The following is a 19,581-nucleotide window of genomic DNA, read 5'->3' on the forward strand; positions in this document are numbered from 1 at the left end:
GTTTGATAGCGGCCGTCAGGCGGCCAGTGGCATCACGCTGGAAAGGAAACGCGCCACAGCGTCCGACGCTGGGTTGCGAAGCAATTCCTCCGGCGTACCGTCCTGCTCAATTTCACCTTTGTGCAGGAAGATCATTCGGTTCGAGACATCTCTCGCGAACCGCATCTCGTGGGTGACGAGAAGGATGGTGGCTCCCTCATCTGCGAGCCCTCTGATGACCCTCAGAACCTCCCCGACCAGCTCCGGATCAAGCGCGGAGGTGGGTTCGTCGAAAAGCATGATCTTCGGGCTCATCGCGAGCACGCGGGCGATCGCGACACGCTGTTGCTGGCCGCCGGAGAGTTGATGGGGATATCGGTCGCGAAAATCGGCCATGCCGACCTTCGAAAGTGCCGAGAGCGCGATCTCCTTCGCGTCGCACTTGTTCTTTCCGAGCGCGTAGAGCAGCGCCAGGGTCACGTTGCCGAGCACAGTCTGGTGCGGCCACAGATTGAAATTCTGGAACACCATGCCGATGCGACGGCGGAAGTTGTGAATGTTGTGAGCACTGCGGACCACGGTCTTGCCATGATCGTCCACGACCGCCGAAACGGTGTCCGCCATGACCTCGATTTCACCGGAGGTGGGCGTCTCAAGGAAATTCACGCAGCGTAGCGCCGTGCTCTTGCCCGAACCCGACGATCCAACGAGCGAAATGACCTCGCCCTCTGTCATTCGAAAGCTGACGCCGTTCAAAACCTTGGTCGGCCCAAAGGATTTGCAGAGTTCACGGACCTTCAGCACGTTTGCCGTCATCACCAATGCCGTATCCTCAGCCTTTCACCGCACCCTGCGCGTAAAGTTCGCGCAGGACTTCATCCACCGCAGCCTTGGCGATGAAGACCATCTCGTCGATCTCCGCTTCGCTCATGGTGAGCGGTGGTGCGAAGCCAAGGATGTCGCCATGGGGCATGGCGCGAGCGATGAGGTTCCGGTTGCGCGCGGCCTGCGAAATACGCGCGCCTACCTTCAACTCCGGACTGAATGGCACTTTCGCGCCGCGGTCCGGGACAAATTCGATCGCCGCCATCATGCCCACGCCGCGCACTTCGCCGACTATTGGGTTCTGATCGAATTCGGCTTTGAGCCGGCCCAGGAGATAGGCCCCCTTCTTCGCCGCCTGTCCGGGAAGGTCGTCGCGCTCCACGATATCGAGCACTGCGTTTGCGGCTGCCGCGCCGATCGGGTGGCCGGAATAGGTGTAGCCGTGCGAGAAGGCGCCCACTTGAGGCGTAGCTTCCTGCATGACCTCGTAAACCTGTTCGGACACGATCGAGGCCGAAAGCGGCACATATGCCGATGTCAACCCCTTCGCGACCGTGACGAGGTCAGGCACCATGCCGTACAAATCGGAGCCGAACATTGCCCCCGTGCGGCCGAAACCGCAGATCACCTCGTCAGCAATCAACAGGACGTCGTACTTCTTCAGTACCGCCTGGATTCTTGGCCAGTAGCCTGACGGCGGCGGGATAATACCTCCGGTGCCGAGCACCGGTTCGGCGATGAATGCAGCCACCGTTTCCGGGCCTTCCGCCAGGATAAGCGCTTCAAGCTCATTCGCGCGACGTTCAGAAAACGCCTCTTCGGTCTCTCCCGGTAAGGCGCCGCGATAATGATGGGGCACGCCGGTGCGCAGTATGCCCGCTACGGGCAGATCCATGTGGTCGTGGTAGAAGCTGAGCCCGGTCATCGAGCCTGACACGACGGAGCAGCCGTGATAGCCCCGTTCGCGCGCAATGATCTTCTTCTTCGCGGGCTTGCCGCGAAGATTGTTGTAATACCAGACGATCTTAGCTTGCGTCTCGTTGGCGTCCGACCCGGAAAGGCCAAAGAAGACCTTGGACATGCGCCCGGGTGCCATTTTCACGAGCCTATCGGAAAGCCGGGCGAGTTCTTCCGTGGTATGGGCGGCGTAGGAGTGATAATAGGCCAGCTTGTACGCCTGACGGGCGATGGCTTCGGCCACCTCCGTTCGGCCATAGCCGACGTTTACGCAATAAAGACCCGCGAAACCATCGATATATTCGCGCCCGCTCGCATCCTTGATGCGAACACCCTTGCCGGTTTCCACAATGGTCGGCGCGGTCGCACCTTCTGCGTAGTCCTTCAGATATGTGAATGGATGCAGGACAGATCGCCTGTCCATTTCGCCTATTTCAACAACAGTTTTCATTGCAACTTCCTCAGGCGGCGACCGCCGAAACACATGTTTCAAGATTGATGAATGCCTTCTGGGGAGCCGATTGCTGCAAAAGCCAAAGGGATCGGTGCACGCGTCGCCGCGTTGCGGCGGCGCCACCCGACCCATGCCATCTCCCCGCGACAAAAGCCCGGGTGCGGAGAAGCGTCGGATTGCTTCTTGTTTTCAGCGCATTCAGCGCCGACGGCCCATTATTCAGCATATTTTCTCTCGGATTGGCGTGTCCAATGAGCGAGAGCTTATGTGCATCCGAGCGATCGATTTTAACGGACTGAGGGGCCCGCACGCAGGAATCCTGCTTTTGCAGCGCTCAAGCGAAGATAAACTGCATAGGGGAGTGTATGGTGGAACTCGACAGGCTGGACGCTCGCCTCCTGAGCGTTTTGCAGACAAACAACCGGCACAACTATGAGGCGCTCGGTGAAATGGTGGGGCTGTCGCCGACGGCCGTGCAGAGACGTGTAAGACGCCTGAGGGACCAGGGTGTCATCGAGGCGGATGTCTCGATCGTGAAGCCGAAGATGATCGGCCGGCCGATCGCGATGCTGGTGCTCGTGTCCCTGGAGCGGGAACGCGCCGACATAGTGGACCGCTTCAAGCAGTCGATCCGCCAAACACCGGAAGTGATGAACGGCTATTATATTACCGGCGAGTCGGACTTCGTCTTGATCGTGACCGCACGAAGCATGGAGGACTATGAGGTGTTCACCCGAAAGTTCTTCTATGAGAACCCGGACATCAAGGGATTCAAGACTATGGTGATCATGGACAGAGTGAAGGTCGGCTTTGCATTGCCGATCGATCTTACCGCCTTCTGAGTTCTGCTTCGGATCGGGGTAACCAGGTCGCCGGCCTGGTACTGCGGATGTTTCGCCAAATGCTTGATGAACAACGCTCCATCAGCGACTGGTATTCCCATCGCCACGAACCTGACGAGATAGTCGTAGTCGCCCGACATGACGTGGCATTCTATGACTTGCTCTCTATTCTGGATGGCGGGGCGATGTCGGCTCAGCGCCCCCCGGCTGCCACGACCTTTGCATGAGCGGTCGGAGTCTCGTCAGCGGACGAGGCTCGGTGACAATAATCCCTTGAGTCCAAACGGCAGCCGATCTAACGGCTACATCATTTCCGGTCTTCGGATCGCCGAGCCATCGCTGAACCGGTTCAGCCTGTAAGGCGAAATGTCGGTCAGTGGCTCCTTATTCAAGACGATCTCGCTCACCAGCCGGCCAGCCCCCGGTCCGATCGCGAAACCGTGTCCGCTGAAGCCCGCGGCGATCACGTAGCCGGGGAGTTCCTCCACTCTCGAGATAACCGGCACGAGGTCCGGAGAGGTATCGATAAGCCCGCCCCACGCGCGCTCGACGCCGATCCCTTTCAGCGCAGGGTATTCGCTTTCAAGGTTCTTCACTGCGAGCTTGACGAGTTCCGCGTCGGGCGCCGGATCCAGAATGCGGCTCTTTTCAAAAGGCGAGATCTCGTCGTTCTCCCAGCTGCCGAAGGCATCGGGGCCGTTCCAGAAACTGCTGTTGAGGCGGTATTTGAGCTTCTTGCCGATCTTGCTGCGATACATCTCGTAGAATTTGAACGCATACCGCATTCCGCGCGGCGTGATGTCGAGCGTACCATGTCCAGGTACGGCAATGGTGTAGGAACCGTCGATCCGACGCCGCAACACGAAGTTCGAAGCCGATAGGCAGCCTGCTTGAACGATTTCAGGCGCCGGGGTCGTCTTGATCGCCGTCCCCGCGATGTTGGCGACCGGAAGTTCGATGCCGTAGCGATGAGAAAAGCGGGAGGCCCATGCCCCGCCGGCGCAAACGACGGTGCTCGCTTTCACGATTCCCCGCTCCGTCCACACCCCCGTCACCCGGCCATTGGTAATGTCGAGGCCGCGAACGGCGCAGTTCTGATGGAGCGACACGCCGTTCTCCTTCGCTGCCTCGGCGATGGCAGGCACGGCAAGGCTCGGTTCCGCTCTCCCGTCGGTCGGAGACCAGACGCCGCCGACCCAGGAGGACGTGCCGCCCGAGGCCCGCTCGTTCGCCTCGGAAGCAGTGAGTATCTGGCTGTGGAACCCCTGGAGGCGTGCGGCCTGGCCCCACTTTTCCCAACGGGCGACATCCGCCTCGTTCTTGGAGCAATAGAGTATCCCGCTTCGGCGGAACCCGAGATCGCGGCCGATCTCGCTGCCCAGTTCCTCCCAGCGCCGCAGACTGTACATGGCGAGGGCAAGCTCATGGAGATCGCGGTTCTGCTGACGGACCCACCCCCAGTTGCGGCTCGACTGTTCGCCGCCGGCGATGCCCTTTTCGAGCAGAGCCACGGAGACCCCTTGGCGGGAGAGCTCATAGGCCGTGCATGTACCGACGATCCCTGCCCCGATGACGACGACATCCACCTGTGTTGGAAAAGAGGCGCTGTTGCGGACTTTCTGGACCTCGACCGGCATGATCTTTGTATTCCTCTGCAATCGTGTATGCGTTTCTCGAACAGCGCCCCCGGGAGCGCTGGAGTCCTCGAAGTTGATGCCCTCAGGCGGGCGCGGTAGAGTGCGAAGCGGTCCAGCGTCGGCGGTCCTGGATGATAGCCGCCCTTTGAGACTCCGCGGGCTTGGCTTTTCCCTGGTTGCGGCGACCACGCCCCGCACGCCCTTTTCCTCAGCCGTGATCCCCGCGCACATCGAGCGCATCCTGAGCCCGCGGCCGCGCTCAGCGCCACCCGCTACCAATTTCGGATTTGCCGTCCGATCAATATAGAATTGGTCTTGCAATTGGTGTCAACATAGATCAAATTGGTTGCGGCAATTATTTGCGAGGGCTCATGAGCGTGGTCTTGAAGGATTTTATTGAAGCGGAGGGTCTAGAGCCCGGGGATCGGTTACCGCCGGAGCGCGACCTGGCGGTCAAACTCGGGCTGCCCCGCACCGCACTTCGACGGATGCTTGCTTCCCTGGAGAAGGAAGGTCGGCTCATCAGGCATGTGGGCAGAGGCACATTCATCGCCGGCAGCGGGGTGACCTCGACGGCGCTGCGCCACCCGCCGGGGAGCACCGGAGATGCGTTGCGCACCTATCCGGCCGAAGTTTTCGAGACCCGGCTGATCATGGAGCCCAAGATCGCCGCCTTGGCGGCGTTGAGGGCGACCAGCCAGCAGATCGCTGGAATGCAGAAATCGATCGATCGGGGCAGCGCGGCAGAAACTCTGGTCGAATTCGAAAAATGGGACGCTGTCTTTCACCGCATCATCGTCGAAGCTGCCCGCAACGGCCTGCTCGCCTCCCTCTATGAAGGGATTCACGCGGTACGCGCGGGTAATCTCTGGGGGAAAATGAAGGAGCAGTCACTGACCCCTGAACGCATGAAGGCCTATATCGCCAAGCATCAGGCGATTCTTGAGGCGATCAAGGATCGCGACAGCGGGACGGCCGAGCGGAACATGCACGACCACATTGTCGAAGCGAGAGCAAACATACTTGGCCCAAATGGCTGAGCACGCGGTAGCGGTCGACGCTGGACCAATTCGGTCCATGCGCCCGCAACGCGCTCAAGACGCGGCATAGAAATCTTCTTGAATGGCAGCGAGAAGCCAGGACACAAACTGGTCGACCCCTGCCGTCTTCTTCGCCAGCGCGGACCGTATGACGCCGTAATGTGATCCATCCGGCTGAAAGCCGAGCGGCGCGGCGAGGCGGCCCTTGCGGATATCGTCGGTGGCAATGATCCTCGGGCACATGGCCACACCCAGACCGCCGGCGGCCGCCTCGACCATCAGGAAATGATGGTCGAGAAAGCGCGTCGAGCGCGGCTTCGGCGCCTCCGGATGGGCGGCGGACCACTTCTGCCAGCCATCCGGCCGGGTCTTCGCGGCAAGCGCGACATAATCACCGGCCGCGAACCGATCCGTCATGGCGGGATGCATGACTGGACCGACCTCCTCTTCGATCAGCCGTTCGACCTGCCAGTTCGCATCGATCGCGAAATCCAGCCTGCGGATCGCGAGCGTGATGCGGTCGCGGGCAAAATCGAAGCCTCCGCCCCCGACGGAAAGGTGGAGGTCGATCTCGGGATGGCGATCGTGGAACTCCGATAGGCGCGGAATCAGCCAGCGCATGGCGACCGACCGTTCGCAGGAAACGACGATCGGCGGTGACACGTCGACTTTGCGGATATCTTCCAAGGCCGACGCAACGAGCGCCAGCGCGTTCGTCGTCGCCTGCGCCAGGCGCGCGCCCTCCCCCGTCAGCCTCAGGCCGCGCCCATCGGGTTCCAGCAAACGGATATCGAGGTGTTCGGAAAGTTTCGAAACGCGACGGCTGACCGCGCCATGCGTCAGGTTCAACTCGGACGCGGCCGCACGCACGGAACCGAGGCGTGCAACGACCTCAAAGGCACGCAGATCATCGAGGGAAGGAAGGTCAGATCGTTTCATTGGTGACGCTATATCACCAATATCCGTCAGATCATATCGATTTTATTCGCGGAGTTTGCCGGATAGCCTTCAGTTCATGGCAGGCACTATTGACCAGATCAAACACATTGGCGTCGTCGCAGACGACCTGACAAGCGCGGCGGACGGGGCGATCGCTTTCCTGGAACGCGGCTATGTCCCTCGCATCTGCAGGGTGAGTTCGCTCGATACCCATGCCGGTCTCGTCTCCGTCGACACCGGCAGCCGCACGCTCTGTGCAACCGATGCCGCGCATGTGACGCGCCAGGCGGTAACCGCCCTTGCAGACAGACCGGTCCTCTACAAGACGATCGACTCCACCCTGCGCGGCCATATCCGCGTGGAGATTGCCGCCGCATTCCAGGCCAGCGGCCGGCCACGTCTGGTCATCGCACCTGCCTTTCCCGCTGCCGGGCGCACGACGATCGACGGCATTCAACTGCTGCGCGGCAAGCCGGTTGCACAGACCGACTACAGCCGCGACCCTGTCCATCCCGCCCACACCTCGCGCATCGAAGACTTGATCGAGCCCGGCCTCGGCCGGATCGCCAGAATTTCCGCCCGCGCCGAGGACGGCGATATCGGCAAGGCCATTGGCGACGCTCCGGTGGTCATCGTTGATGCATGCGACCAGGGGACGCTCAATCGTCGGATTGCGGGGATTGAGAAGCTCGGCCCGGCGCTTTGGGTCGGCTCGCCGGGCATGGCGGAAGCGTTGGCCTCGGCAGTCGCGCGGCGCACAGGCCAGAACATCTTTACGACCGAAGCCACGCCGAACCGTGTTCTCGTGCTTGTCGGCAGCGCCAACCCAGTCAGCCATTCCCAGTGCGAGACGTTGGCCGCGACAGGCGCTTCCGTCGGAATGCGTGCGACGGACGTCGACGAGGCAGCGTCTGTCGTCTGCATCCGCACACCCCACATCCGAACCGGCGACCCGGCGAAGGCTCTCGCCACTCTGGTGGACGAGGCAGAGATCGCTTTATCCCGGCATCGATACGACGCCATCGTCGCGACCGGCGGCGAAACGATGCACGCGCTTTTGGAGCGGCTCCACATTCACGGCTTCGATTTGATCCGCGAACTCGAGCCCGGCTTCCCGCTCGGCTGCGCTCGTCTTGCCGATGGACGAATGATGCTGATCGCCATGAAAGCAGGAGGCTTCGGTTCCGCCATGACGTTGCGCAATGCCGCCGACACCATTCGCCGAATTGGAAAGGAGCCCGCATGAACACCTCCCTGCCGCTTGCCGTCACCATGGGCGATCCATCCGGCATCGGGCCGGAGATCGTGGCAAAGACGATGCTTGCCTCAAGCGACCTCCGTCGCAATGTCGTCGTCGGCGACCCGGTCGTGATGACGAAGGCCATCGCCAGCCTCGGCGGCAACCTGCGCCTGAACGAGATCCATGACATCGACGACGCGAAGCCGGATGGCGCCCTGAACATCCTCGCCGCGTCCCGCATCGAAACCCCGCCGGCACTCGGCAAGGTAAGCGCCACCAGCGGCCGCATGGCCTATGATGCCGTCGTTGCGGCGATCGATCTCGCGAAGGCCGGCAAAGTCGCCGGTATCGTGACGGCGCCGATCCACAAGGAGGCGCTCGCCGCTGCGGGGCTTCCATACCCCGGCCACACGGAAATCCTCGCGGAGAAAGGTGGCGCCGGGCGCGTGGCGATGATGCTCGCCAATGACGATATTCGCGCCGTCCTGGTAACGATCCACTGTTCGCTGGCAGAGGCGATCCGCCAAGCGGATTTTCCGGCACAGATGTCCGCGATACGCCTCGCCCACCAGGGAGGTCGTGCGCTGGGAATCGCCCGCCCCCGCATCGCCGTTGCCGGGCTCAATCCGCATGCCGGCGAAGGCGGTCGCTTCGGAGACGAGGAAATCCGCATCATCGCGCCCGCCATCGCGGCAGCTCGCGCGGAAGGCATGGACGCCAGCGGCCCCTGGCCCGGCGATACGGTTTTCATGCAGGCGCGAAACGGCCGCTTCGACGTGGTCGTCGCGCAGTATCACGACCAGGGCCTGATCCCGGTCAAGTATCTCGGTCTGGAAAGGGGCGTGAACATCACGCTCGGCCTGCCCTTCGTGCGCACAAGCCCCGACCACGGCACCGCCTTCGATATCGCCGGCCGTGGCATTGCCGATCCGAGGAGTCTCGAAACAGCGATCGACTACGCCCGCCGACTGGCGACCGCACCGTGCCACCAGGAGAATTGAAATGCCCCCCATCGATTTCATCTTCATGCTGACCCGCAACGACCGGACAATTCCGGATGCGCTGGCGCAGCTTCCCCTGGTGCTTTCTGCGGGTGTCCGTCATATCGGCTTCAAGGATATCGGCCTGCCCTTCGAGGTGCTTTCAGAGCTCAACCGGGAAATCCGGGCCGCAGGCGCGAAGAGTTACCTCGAAGTGGTTTCACTCGACCGCGCCAGCGAAATCGCCTCGGTGCGCGCCGCCCTTACGCTCGGCGTCGACTATCTGCTTGGCGGCACCCATGTCGATGACGTCCTTCCCCTCCTCAAGGGAAGCGGTATCCGCTACTACCCCTTCCCCGGTCGCATTGCGGGCCATCCCAGCGTTCTGGAGGGGTCCACGACGGAGATCGTTGCAAGTGCAAGGGACCTGGCCGCCCGCGAGGGCGTCCACGGCCTCGATCTCCTTGCCTATCGCGCTGATGTCGACGTCGCAAACCTCATCCGGTCCGTCTGCGACGCCGTCGCCAAGCCCGTCATCGTCGCTGGTTCGATCGACCGCGCCGAACGCATCCACGCCGTCATCAGCGGCCGGGCCGCCGGCTTCACAGTCGGCACCGCCGCTCTCGAAGGCCGCTTCCCTGCAGCCGTTCCAGGCTTGACGCATCAGCTCCTGACGATCACGTCCATAAAGGACAAGGCGAATGCGTTAATCGAGCAGTAACGGAAAATGCAATTGGCGATCAGCTTGGCAACGACCGCTTGCGACCCCCACGATGGCGAATTGCCTGAATGGCGGCCGCGTTCATCTACGAAGCATCGACTGCCGGAAGCTTCGATCGGGTCCGGTGACCAACGGCGCCCAGGTTCCCCTATGCGCCTTTGAGGATGGAACCGCAACGCCCGCCTTTGCATCGGTTGCGGGACTTGCGTCGAATGCCGCAGCGTTCTCCCCTGATGCGAAAGGGAGAACGCGCGTCGACAGGTTTGACGAGTGCCGGGCCAAAGATCCGCTCAAGCCGGGCGTTCGGATGCGCTCGGGCGCCACTTGATGAGGCGTTTCTCTGCCATGTCCAGGATGCTGTCGATGATCAGCACGAAGATGGCGAGGATGAGAATGCCTGCAAAAACGCCAACTGCATCGAAATTGCCTTCCGCCTGAGCGATGAGGTAGCCGAGACCGGCGGATGAACCGAGGTATTCGCCGATGATCGCCCCAACAACGGCAAAGCCGACCGATGTGCGAAGAGAAGAGAGGATCCAGCTTGCTGCTGCCGGGAAGTAGACGTGACGGAGCAGGTCCGACCGCTTGGCACCGAGAATTCGGGCGTTCGACAGCACCACCGGGTTCACTTCACGGACCCCCTGCATCGCATTGAAGAAGGTGACGAAAAACACGAGCGTCACGGCCAGCGCCACCTTGGACCACAGACCCAGGCCGAGCCAGAGCACGAAGATCGGCGCAAGCACGACTCGGGGGATCGCGTTCAAGCCTTTGATGAAAGGGTCCAGGATGCGCGCCGCCGAACGGCTGAGACCGAGCCAAACGCCCGCCGCAACGCCGAGTGCCGTTCCGACCAGATAGCCGAGCACGGTTTCCGTCAGGGTGATCGCCACATGGCTATAGAAGCTGGCATCCATCACCCAGGAGACAACCTGGTTAAAAATGTCGACTGGCGCCGGGAAAAAGAAGACGTCGATCACGCCTGCCGCGACACCGAGCTGCCAGCCGCCGACAAGTGCCACCAGCAGCACGGCCTGGATTAAGCGTTCAGTCATGGCGTTCATAGCTCTTCTCCACTTCGCCGCGCAGCGATGACCAGATGTTGCGATAAAGATCCATGAAGCGTGGATCGAGCTTGATTTCAGCGACGTCGCGCGGGCGTTCGAGATCGACGGGGAAGCTGTCGATCACCCGCGAGCGCGGGCCGGCGGCAAGCACCACGACCCGATCCCCGAGAGCTATTGCCTCCTCGAGGTCGTGCGTGATCATCACCACGGCGCGCCGTTCCTCCTGCCAAAGCCGCAACAGCTCGTTCTGCATCAGGTGGCGGGTATGAATGTCGAGTGCCGAAAAGGGCTCGTCCATCAGGATGACCTTGGGGCCGGTGATCAGCGCCTGGGCCATCTGCACGCGTTTGCGCTGACCCCCTGAAAGCTGATGCGGATAGCGATGCTCGAACCCCTTGAGTCCGACTTTCGCCAGCCATCTCATCGACTGCTCACGACGTTCGGAGCCGCCAACACCCTTGAACATGGGACCGAGTTCGACGTTCTCGATCGCGGTCTTCCACGGAAGCAATGCATCCTGCTGGAAGAGATAACCGATGTCGTTCTGGATCCCGCGAACCGGCTGACCATCGATGGAGACGGTGCCGCTCGCAGGTTTCAGCAGGCCGGCAATCGCATTGAGTATTGTGCTCTTGCCGCAGCCGGTGGGGCCAACGATGGCGAGGAATTCGCCATCGGAGACTTTCAGATTCACATCCTGCACGGCCACATAGGCGCCGAAGGCCATGGTGACCGAGTCGAGGGAAACCATCGACTTTGCTTGATGCGGGTTGTCCGTCGGGGGTGCGGGTTTTACTACGGCCAATGCCATGACCTCCTCCTGTCAGTTGGCAGCGACGTTCGGGACCTTGCCGACGAACTCGTTCGTGTAGGTTTTCGTAAGGTCGATTTCAGCCGCGGCGACTTTTTCGTTGAAGCTCTTCAGGACGGCGAGCGGAGTCTTGATATCCTGCTCGTTGATATGCCCATCCTTTGAGAAGATTGCCTTCGCGTTCTCGACCGCCTTGATGTAGGTGTCACGATCGCCGGCGATGAACTCCTTCGGCAGCTTGTCGACGATCTCTTCCGCGGAGTGGCTGTTCATCCACTCGAGCGCTTTGACAGTCGCATTCGTGACTTTCTGGATGGTTTCCGGATTGTCTTCGATAAAGCTCTGCGTGGCATAGAGGACCGAGGTCGGGTAGATCCCACCGTAGATCGCCTTGGCGCCGTCGTCGCTGCGCCCGTCGATCAGGATCTTGCCGACGCCCTTGGCCTCGATGAAGGTCGCCGCCGGGTCGTAGTTGACGAGGAGGTCGACCTTGCCCTGTTCAAGCGCCGCGACGGCGGCAGACCCGGAGCCGACGCCGATCAAGGAGACGTCGTCCCCGGACAAGCCGTTGCGCTGCAGGTAATAGCGGACGAAGAAATCGGAAGACGAGCCCGGCGAGGTTATCCCGACTCTTGCGCCTTTGATCGTTTCCGGTCTTGCCGGATCGAAAGTGCTGTTCTTGCCGCGGGCCAGAACGAGCCCGGAATTGCGGGCGAGCTGCACGAAGGCCACGACAGCCTTCCTCTGCGACTGCATCTGAATCGTATGGTCGTAGAAGCCGACGGCGATATCCGTCGAACCGGCAACAAGCGCCTGAAGCGTCTTCGAGCCGCCCGATGCGAAGTTCTCCACCGTCACCTCCAGGCCTTCCTTCTCATAGAGACCGAGCCCCTGGGCGACGGGAAAGGGGAGATTGTTGAGATTATAAGAACCGACGCTGATGCGGACGGGGTCCGCCAGAGCCGAACCGGCGAAGGCGACGGTTGCCGCGAGGGCGAGCATGAGCTTGTGCATGATATTTTCCTCCTGTTGGTGGCGCCCTCCCGGCGGCCACGATCATTATGCCGCGCAACCGAAATGCGTGACAGGTTTAGCGAAGACATGTCCTTCGAACAGCCGCCGGGCGGTGCGAAGGATGCCGGCAACGACCTTGCCGTCCCTTTCATGAAGCTTGACGTCCAGGTGGCCGCTCGGGTGCTCAATCGAAAGAACCACCGGCGGTTCGCGCGTGCCGACGAGAAGGGAAGCAACGGTGCCTTCATTGATGCAGGCCGTGGCAATCCCCACGGCCCCGGTCGTCGCCAGCGAAGGGTGACATTGATGCGGCATGAAATAGCGTACGCTGATATCACCTCCCGACTTTGGCCGGGAAATGAGCACGGGCTTCGGGGTCACCTGGTTCCGCACGTCGCCAAGGCCCATCCGTTCGCCAGCAGCGATGCGCAGCTTTTCCAGCCATCCTAGCAATTCCTTGTCAGCGTTGAGTTCAGCGGCTGACGCGAAGCCGCTTGCGCCGATCGAGTCTGCCTCGACCAACATCATCGGCATGGCGCAATCGATGCAGGTGACAGCCACACCGTCGATCCAATCGATAGGCTTGCCGGTGGGGAAGAGCTGCCCGGTACGCGCCCCGCCTGCGTCCAGGAAGGTCAGTGCAATCGGCGCCGCACGGCCTGGTACGCCGTCGATCGCCGCTTCGCCGAGATAGGAGACGTTGCCATTCGGGGTTGGAACGTCGGCTTCGATCATCTTGCCGGTATTGACGTTGTGGATTCGGACGAGCGTCGTTTCACCTCTGGCCGGGACGAGACCCGCCTCGATGGCGAAAGGGCCGACCGCAGCAAGCATGTTGCCGCAGTTCGGTGAAGTGTCGACGAACTGTTGGTCGACCCGCACCTGGGCAAAGAGGTAATCCACGTCCGCACCGGGGATGGTGGCAGGTCCCACGATAGCCACCTTGCTCGTGACCGGGTTGCCGCCGCCGATGCCATCGATCTGCAACGGGTGACCCGACCCCATGACGGACAACAGGATCTTGTCCCGCTCGCTGACATCTGCGGGAAGATCGCTTGCCAGGAAGAACGGACCTTTCGAGGTGCCGCCTCTCATCAGGACGCAAGGGATCGCCAGCAGGTCGTTCATCGCTTGTGCTTCCATCGGAATTATGTCATCGCCGTATCAATCGGCCGGTTTGATCCAATTATCGGAAGTCCAGTTGATTTGTGAAATGCCAAGAATCGGGGAATTGATGCAAGATGAGCATTAATTGCGAGATCCTTGATCTTCGAGCCTTTCTGACCGTAGTCGAGTTGGAGAGCTTTCATCGCGCTGCCGATGCGTTGCATCTGTCGCAGCCCGCCCTGAGCCGCCGGATTCAGAAGCTCGAGCAGGCGATTGGAGCGCCACTCCTGGAGCGAACGACGAGGCATGTGTCGCCGACGGCGCTCGGAACAGAACTCCTTCCACTTGTGCGGCGCATGTTGGAGGAATTCGACGGCTCCCTGTTCGCCGTACGCGACATTGGTGCCAATCGGGGCGGATTGGTGACGATCGCCTGCCTCCCTACCGCAGCATTCTATTTCCTGCCGACTGTCATCCGCCAGTTCAACGAGGAGTATCCCAACATCCGCTTTCGTATCCTCGACCTGCCGGCAACCGACGGCCTCCAGGCCGTGGCTCGCGGTGAGGTCGAATTCGGGATAAATATCATGGGCACGTCGGATCCGGACTTGATCTTCGACCGGCTTGCGGAAGACCCATTCGTGTTGGCGGCGCGTAAGGATCACCCCCTTGCCGCCAAACCCTCAGTCGGCTGGGCGGAGCTTGAGCCCTACCACCTGATTACCGTTCATCGATCGAGCGGCAACCGAACCTTGCTCGACGCAGCCCTGGCAAAATCGAACATCAAGCTCCGCTGGTTCTACGAAGTGACCCATCTGTCCACCTCTTTAGGCCTGGTGGAGGCCGGCCTCGGAATATCCGTTTTACCGCGCATGGCGACCCCGCAGGACGACCATCCATTCTTGATTACACGGCCGATTGGCGATCCGGCGATATCGCGTACCATCGGCGTGGTCCGCCGTCGGGGGGGCATCCTGTCTCCGGCCGCCGAAAGGTTTCTCGAGATGCTGATGGGCGCATGGGGAAGTGTTTAAAGGACCTCCACAGGGCTTCAACAAACCACTTCACGCTGGCTTCCTTGGCAATGGTCTCGCCAACCGGCGGGGGATCGACCACGGCACTGAGTTGCGCCGAGGGCTCTGCCAGGACGTGCTGAATATGGCCCTTACCGATGAGGCTTGCCCCGACTACCGCCAGCTTGACCCGTTGGGTCACGGTCACCTCAGCCCTTGCCCGCCGCCTTGATCATGGTCGCCGCGCGCCGGATGCCGAGCTGGTATCCTTCCGTTCCAAGGCCGCAAATCACGCCGTCCGCGCGATGCGAAACGAACGAATGGTGTCGGAAGCTTTCGCGCTTGTGCACGTTGGAGATGTGGATCTCGATCACCGGCCCTTCAAATGTGTTCAGAGCGTCGAGGATGGCGAGTGAGGTATGGGTGAAGGCCGCCGGATTGATGACGATGCCCGCACCGTCCTCGCGCGCCTCATGAATCCAATCGATGATCTCGTATTCCCGGTTGCTCTGATGAAAACGGAGTTCATGGCCGAGTTCGGCTGCCAGTTTTCGGCAGTCCGCCTCTACGTCTGCGAGCGTTCCGTGCCCGTAGATGTGCGGCTGGCGTTTGCCAAGCAGATTGAGGTTTGGTCCATTGAGAACGTAGATCAGGCTCATAGCATAGTGTCCTTGTTGAGCACGCCGTCCTGGTCAGACGAACGCGATTGCTTGAACAGCAAAATCAGGGTCCGACTCGTAGAGGTCCGCACGCAAGCCGAGCCTCCCGGCTTCGAGGGCTGGCGCGGCGATCGCCCGCGCGGCGTCGATAACGGCAGTGAGAAGCTTCTGCTTGGTCTCTGGTGTACGGCCCGGTGCCATCCGCACGATGATTTGGATGAAATGATTATCGACATGCTCATCGCCCACGCAGGAGTATGTCGCCTCCCGCGCAAGCGTGCGCACGGCGGAAGGTTTCACAAGGCCGCCATCGCGAACGCAGCGATGGACGGCGAGCGTGAGCCGGTCCATGGCTACATGCTCGCCGGCACCCCGGCTATAGTCGATGACGATATGCGGCATTTGCGATCTCCCCATCAAGCCGACAGGCGGCACAAGTCCGTAAAGTGACGGGACATGCGCTCTGCGTCCGGTGCCATCCCGGTGAACAATTCGAAAGCCGCTGCTGCCTGGTAGACTGTCATGCCGCCGCCACGAAGGGTCCGGCAGCCTTTTCCTTCGGCGAGAGCAAGGAGCTCCGTGACGAGCGGCATATAGACGATGTCGGCGACCCAATGCCGCGGCAGAAGCCATTCCGGGTCGATCGGCAAACCAGGATGGCTCTTCATACCCGTCGGCGTCGCGTGGATAAGGCCGTCCGCGGAGTCGAGGGCCCTGCCGACATCCGTCGTGGCGCGCGCACAACCCCTTGAAAACCGATCGTTCAACTGCCCAGCCAAGGTTTCTGCCCGTTTCGAGTCCTGGTCAAAGATCGACAATGTCTCGATCCCGAGCTTGATTGCGGCATGCGCCACGGCGACACCGGCGCCGCCGGCGCCAAGCAGGACGGCATGCGACTTCGCGACGTCGGGAAGGCCGCGCTGGAAATTCTCGTAGAAACCGTACCAATCAGTGTTGTGGCCGATCCTCTCACCGTCACGAAAGACCACGGTGTTGACCGCACCGAGCATCTCGGCATCTTCGGAAAGGCGATCGAGGTGGGCGATCACCGACTGCTTGCACGGATGCGTAATGTTGCTCCCGGCAAAACCGCGCCGCTCTTCCTCATCGAGGAGGTCTGGCAGCGCCGAGGCGGGAAGGCCCCGCTCGGCCAGGTCGAGAAGCTCGTAGCGATAATCGAGGCCCTGATGTCGAGCCTCCGTTTCGTGGAGCGCCGGGGACTTTGACATCTGAATGTCGGCCCCGATCAGTCCCACGAGGAATTTTCTGTCGTGCATTGGTATCGCTTCCGACGTCAGTGGTGGGCAAGGATTTCGCCGAGGAAGGTTTTCGTGCGTTCGTGCTTGGGAGACTTGAAGAAGACCTCCGGCTCGGCCTCTTCGATGATTTCTCCGGAGGCCATGAAGATGACGCGATCAGCGACCTGACGGGCAAACCCCATTTCGTGCGTGACACAGATCATCGTCATGCCGTCACGGGCGAGCCCGATCATGGTGTCGAGCACCTCCTTCACCATTTCAGGATCGAGGGCAGAGGTCGGTTCGTCGAAGAGCATGACCTTCGGCTCCATGCAGAGCGCACGAGCAATGGCAACGCGTTGCTGTTGTCCGCCGGATAGCTGCGCAGGATACTTTTCCGCCTGATCGAGGATTCGAACGCGCTCTAGATATTTTCGAGCCAGTCGCTCTGCGTCAGTGCGGCTTGCGCCCCGAACACGCATCGGGGCAAGTGTACAATTCTGAAGCACGGTCATGTGCGGGAAGAGATTGAAGCTCTGGAAGACCATTCCCACTTCGCGACGTATCGCATCGATGGATTTGGTGCTTCCGTCGAGTACCTGACCCTCGACGACGATCGTGCCTTCCTCGATCGTTTCGAGGGCATTGATACAGCGGATCAACGTTGATTTACCGGAGCCTGACGGCCCGCAGAGGACGATTTTTTCGCCTTTGCGGACCGACAGGCTGATGGATTTCAAGGCATGGAAAGCGCCGTACCACTTCTGCACGTCCTCAAGGGAAATCAGCGGCGGGTGATCTTTTGCGGAATTGAGCACGGAACCCTCCATTGCAGCTTCAATTGACGGTGAACGGGATGTTCGGAATGGATTCCGGGAACTGCGGCAGGTCGATCGCCATCCACTTCTTCGTGATGGCGGCAAGCTCACCATTGGACTTGATCTTGTCGATGAAGGCGTTGACGGCTTCGTTCCAGTCCTTCTCGCCGAGACGGGTCCCGACGCCGTTGTAGGTCGTCAGAAAGTTAATCTTGCGCTCATAGGTGCCGGCACTCGCCGCATCCAGGCGCTGACCATAGAACTGGTTGCCGCCAACCGCCTTTACCTGCCCGGAGATCAGAGCCTGGATGGTTGCAGCGTCGTCATCAAAGCGGCGAACCGTTGCGGTGGATCCGACGGCGTCCGTTACTGCCTTGTCCTGCGAACTGGACTTCGGAACGCCGATCTCCCACCCCGCAATGTCTTCAGGCTTCGTAACCGTGTCGGACTTCGCGGCATAAAGCGAAATCGTGTTGGCAGCATAGGGCTTGCTGTATTGAATTGATTTCGCGCGTTCTTCCGTCATCGCCATCGTTGCGAACAGGATGTCGACCTTGCCGGTCGTAAGCGCCGGAATTCGGTTGGCAACGGCGAGCGGCTGGAATTGAACCTTCACGCCCAATTCCTTGGCAAAAAGGTTGGCGACGTCAGCGTCGAAACCGTCCTGCACGCCGCTTGTGTTGACGAAGCCCCATGGCGCATTGTCGCCCTGGATGCCGACCACAAGCGTGCCCTTTGCCTTGATTTCCTCCACACTTGCCGCGGAGGCGGTGGCAGCACCAACGGTTGCGAAGGCGACGGTTGCGAGGGCAAGTCCGAGAAAATTCCTACGATTGTTATGCATGCTTCTTCTCCTCCTCAAGAGTTTTGCTTCGAGCGAAGCGGTTAGCGGGCAGCTTTCGCCATCCGTTTTTCGAGGCCGCTTCCTACATGGGAGAGCGGCCAGCAAATGATGAAGTAGATTGCGCCGACGATCCCGAAGACGAGCAGCGGACGATAGGTCTGGTTTGAAATGATCTGGCCGACGCGAGTGAGTTCAATGAAGCCGACGAGTGCTGCGAGCGACGTGCCCTTGATGAGCTGGACAAGGAAGCCGATCGTGGCCGGCAGCGAGATTTTCAGGGCCTGCGGCAAGATGACGTCTTTCATCCGCGAGCCATAATGCAGACCGAGGGCGTTGGCGGCTTCCGTCTGGCCCTTCGGCACAGCCTCGATGGAGCCGCGCCAGATCTCGCCCAGGAAGGCACTGGCATGGAGCGTGAAGGCGATCGCGACCGCGATCCACGCGTTGACCTCGACGCCCAACAGCGCAACGCCGTAATAGACAACGAAGAGCTGCATCAGAAGGGGCGTGCCCTGGAAGATGCCGATGTAGCCTGCGGTGATCGTGCGGGTGACCTTCTTCTTCGAAGTGCGCAGCAGCGCGATCAGGATTCCGAATATCCCCCCGCCGATGAAGCCCACGATCGCGAGCAGCACGGTCCACTTCAGACCCTGCATCAAAAAGAAGAGTTCATCTTCGCCGATGGGACCCATGGCTGCCTCCTATCGCGTCGGGTAGTTGAAGTAATGACGAGAAATGAGGGCAAAGAGGCCCATCATCATCGTCGAGATGACCAGGTAGATAGCGGTCACCATGAAATAGACTTCGAAGCTGCGGAAGGTGTCCGATTCAATGCGCTGAGCGGCCGAGGTCAGTTCGTAGGCGGCGATTGACGTGCAGACGGACGTTGTCAGTGTCAGCATGATGAACTGGCTCGTGAGCGAGGGATAAATCGCCCGCAGCGCCGGCTTGAGCACGATGAGCCGGAAGACATCCGCCTTGTGCAGTCCAAGTGCGAAACCGGCCTCGATCTGGCCGCGCGACACGCTCTCGACCCCGCCTCGGATGATCTCGATTGCGTAGGCCCCACCATTGATGCCGAGGGCCATGATCGCCGTGACGGTCGGATTGAGGCGGATGCCCATGAGAGGAAGGGCAAAATATATGAAGAAGATCTGCACGAGGAATGGCGTGTTGCGCACGACCTCGACGAAGACGATCACTGGAGTGCGCGCGATCTCGCTCTTGGAAGTCCTTGCAACAACGCCGAGGATTCCGATGACGAGTGCGAGGAGCATCCCAGCCAACGCAAGGCCAAGCGTTCCAAGCGAAGCCCATAGCAATTCCGGGGCGCGGTCGAGGACCGCACCGAAATCAAACCTGTAAGACATGTAAGACTTCCTCCCTCCGACCGGCT

22 protein-coding genes are annotated in these 19,581 nt (G+C 60.9%); 6 read left to right on the plus strand and 16 right to left on the minus strand.

The window, feature by feature from the left end:
* Positions 1 to 15: 15 nt before the first annotated feature.
* Together ATB98_RS21305 and ATB98_RS21310 are read right to left on the minus strand one after the other, a co-directional pair.
* Positions 16 to 795: an amino acid ABC transporter ATP-binding protein gene (locus tag ATB98_RS21305; protein WP_066877446.1), complete on the minus strand. Its 780-nt coding sequence runs from the start codon at positions 793 to 795 to the stop codon at positions 16 to 18.
* Between the two features lie 16 nt (positions 796 to 811).
* Complete coding sequence (locus ATB98_RS21310) at positions 812 to 2,212, minus strand: aspartate aminotransferase family protein (RefSeq protein WP_066877134.1); 1,401 nt, start codon at positions 2,210 to 2,212, stop codon at positions 812 to 814.
* Between the two features lie 371 nt (positions 2,213 to 2,583).
* On the opposite strand from ATB98_RS21310, the gene ATB98_RS21315 reads away from it, so the two are divergent.
* Positions 2,584 to 3,057, plus strand: a complete 474-nt coding sequence (locus ATB98_RS21315; RefSeq protein ID WP_066877448.1) for an Lrp/AsnC family transcriptional regulator — start codon at positions 2,584 to 2,586, stop codon at positions 3,055 to 3,057.
* Here the strand turns inward: ATB98_RS21315 and ATB98_RS28120 are convergent.
* Positions 2,961 to 3,254, minus strand: a complete 294-nt coding sequence (locus tag ATB98_RS28120) for an Lrp/AsnC ligand binding domain-containing protein (protein WP_234886650.1) — start codon at positions 3,252 to 3,254, stop codon at positions 2,961 to 2,963. The genes ATB98_RS21315 and ATB98_RS28120 overlap by 97 nt on opposite strands.
* Before the next feature lie 105 nt (positions 3,255 to 3,359).
* The gene (locus ATB98_RS21320; RefSeq protein WP_066877136.1) at positions 3,360 to 4,694 is read right to left on the minus strand and encodes an NAD(P)/FAD-dependent oxidoreductase; all 1,335 of its coding nucleotides are present in this window, start codon (positions 4,692 to 4,694) and stop codon (positions 3,360 to 3,362) included.
* 371 nt (positions 4,695 to 5,065) lie between these two features.
* Between ATB98_RS21320 and ATB98_RS21325 the strand changes: the two genes are divergently transcribed.
* Entirely contained in the window at positions 5,066 to 5,734 is a 669-nt protein-coding gene (locus tag ATB98_RS21325; protein ID WP_066877138.1) for a FadR/GntR family transcriptional regulator, read from the plus strand.
* 54 nt (positions 5,735 to 5,788) lie between these two features.
* On the opposite strand, the gene ATB98_RS21330 is transcribed toward ATB98_RS21325, so the two are convergent.
* Positions 5,789 to 6,673, minus strand: coding sequence for a LysR substrate-binding domain-containing protein (locus ATB98_RS21330; RefSeq protein WP_066877140.1), 885 nt, complete (start codon positions 6,671 to 6,673; stop codon positions 5,789 to 5,791).
* Positions 6,674 to 6,749: 76 nt separating this feature from the next.
* Here ATB98_RS21330 and ATB98_RS21335 point away from each other — a divergent pair, with 76 nt between their 5' ends.
* From ATB98_RS21335 to ATB98_RS21345, 3 genes are read left to right on the plus strand one after another with little or no spacing between them, the layout of a single operon-like run.
* Positions 6,750 to 7,919, plus strand: coding sequence for a four-carbon acid sugar kinase family protein (locus ATB98_RS21335; protein ID WP_066877142.1), 1,170 nt, complete (start codon positions 6,750 to 6,752; stop codon positions 7,917 to 7,919).
* Positions 7,916 to 8,914, plus strand: a complete 999-nt coding sequence (pdxA, locus tag ATB98_RS21340) for a 4-hydroxythreonine-4-phosphate dehydrogenase PdxA (RefSeq protein ID WP_066877145.1) — start codon at positions 7,916 to 7,918, stop codon at positions 8,912 to 8,914. The genes ATB98_RS21335 and pdxA overlap by 4 nt, the downstream gene beginning before the upstream one ends.
* Before the next feature lies 1 nt (position 8,915).
* Positions 8,916 to 9,614: a nitronate monooxygenase family protein gene (locus ATB98_RS21345; RefSeq protein WP_066877147.1), complete on the plus strand. Its 699-nt coding sequence runs from the start codon at positions 8,916 to 8,918 to the stop codon at positions 9,612 to 9,614.
* 290 nt (positions 9,615 to 9,904) lie between these two features.
* On the opposite strand, the gene ATB98_RS21350 is transcribed toward ATB98_RS21345, so the two are convergent.
* Genes ATB98_RS21350 through ATB98_RS21365 form a run of 4 tightly spaced genes read right to left on the minus strand, consistent with a single transcriptional unit; the run spans position 9,905 to position 13,634 of the window.
* The gene (locus ATB98_RS21350) at positions 9,905 to 10,678 is read right to left on the minus strand and encodes an ABC transporter permease (RefSeq protein ID WP_066877149.1); all 774 of its coding nucleotides are present in this window, start codon (positions 10,676 to 10,678) and stop codon (positions 9,905 to 9,907) included.
* Complete coding sequence (locus ATB98_RS21355; RefSeq protein WP_066877152.1) at positions 10,662 to 11,492, minus strand: ABC transporter ATP-binding protein; 831 nt, start codon at positions 11,490 to 11,492, stop codon at positions 10,662 to 10,664. Before ATB98_RS21355 ends, ATB98_RS21350 begins: the two co-directional genes overlap by 17 nt.
* 12 nt (positions 11,493 to 11,504) lie before the next feature.
* The gene (locus ATB98_RS21360) at positions 11,505 to 12,506 is read right to left on the minus strand and encodes an ABC transporter substrate-binding protein (RefSeq protein ID WP_066877154.1); all 1,002 of its coding nucleotides are present in this window, start codon (positions 12,504 to 12,506) and stop codon (positions 11,505 to 11,507) included.
* 45 nt (positions 12,507 to 12,551) lie between these two features.
* Positions 12,552 to 13,634 carry a 4-oxalomesaconate tautomerase gene (locus tag ATB98_RS21365; RefSeq protein ID WP_066877156.1) on the minus strand — a complete coding sequence of 361 codons (1,083 nt, stop codon included), beginning with the start codon at positions 13,632 to 13,634 and terminating at the stop codon, positions 12,552 to 12,554.
* A gap of 113 nt (positions 13,635 to 13,747) precedes the next feature.
* Here ATB98_RS21365 and ATB98_RS21370 point away from each other — a divergent pair, with 113 nt between their 5' ends.
* On the plus strand, positions 13,748 to 14,647 hold the full coding sequence (locus ATB98_RS21370; RefSeq protein ID WP_066877158.1) for a LysR family transcriptional regulator: 900 nt from the start codon (positions 13,748 to 13,750) through the stop codon (positions 14,645 to 14,647).
* A gap of 188 nt (positions 14,648 to 14,835) precedes the next feature.
* Here ATB98_RS21370 and aroQ read toward each other — a convergent pair whose 3' ends face one another.
* Genes aroQ through ATB98_RS21405 form a run of 7 tightly spaced genes read right to left on the minus strand, consistent with a single transcriptional unit; the run spans position 14,836 to position 19,555 of the window.
* On the minus strand, positions 14,836 to 15,285 hold the full coding sequence (gene aroQ / locus ATB98_RS21375) for a type II 3-dehydroquinate dehydratase (RefSeq protein ID WP_066877160.1): 450 nt from the start codon (positions 15,283 to 15,285) through the stop codon (positions 14,836 to 14,838).
* A gap of 33 nt (positions 15,286 to 15,318) precedes the next feature.
* Entirely contained in the window at positions 15,319 to 15,687 is a 369-nt protein-coding gene (locus ATB98_RS21380) for a tautomerase family protein (protein ID WP_066877162.1), read from the minus strand.
* Positions 15,688 to 15,701: 14 nt separating this feature from the next.
* Positions 15,702 to 16,562, minus strand: a complete 861-nt coding sequence (locus ATB98_RS21385) for a shikimate dehydrogenase (RefSeq protein WP_066877164.1) — start codon at positions 16,560 to 16,562, stop codon at positions 15,702 to 15,704.
* Between the two features lie 17 nt (positions 16,563 to 16,579).
* Positions 16,580 to 17,341, minus strand: a complete 762-nt coding sequence (locus ATB98_RS21390) for an amino acid ABC transporter ATP-binding protein (protein ID WP_157111058.1) — start codon at positions 17,339 to 17,341, stop codon at positions 16,580 to 16,582.
* 19 nt (positions 17,342 to 17,360) lie between these two features.
* Positions 17,361 to 18,185, minus strand: coding sequence for a transporter substrate-binding domain-containing protein (locus tag ATB98_RS21395; protein ID WP_066877168.1), 825 nt, complete (start codon positions 18,183 to 18,185; stop codon positions 17,361 to 17,363).
* Between the two features lie 41 nt (positions 18,186 to 18,226).
* Positions 18,227 to 18,877 carry an amino acid ABC transporter permease gene (locus ATB98_RS21400; protein ID WP_066877170.1) on the minus strand — a complete coding sequence of 217 codons (651 nt, stop codon included), beginning with the start codon at positions 18,875 to 18,877 and terminating at the stop codon, positions 18,227 to 18,229.
* A 9-nt stretch (positions 18,878 to 18,886) separates the two neighbouring features.
* Complete coding sequence (locus tag ATB98_RS21405) at positions 18,887 to 19,555, minus strand: amino acid ABC transporter permease (protein ID WP_066877172.1); 669 nt, start codon at positions 19,553 to 19,555, stop codon at positions 18,887 to 18,889.
* Positions 19,556 to 19,581: the final 26 nt, after the last annotated feature.

The sequence above is a fragment of the Sinorhizobium saheli genome (genome assembly GCF_001651875.1).
Classification (GTDB): domain Bacteria; phylum Pseudomonadota; class Alphaproteobacteria; order Rhizobiales; family Rhizobiaceae; genus Sinorhizobium; species Sinorhizobium saheli.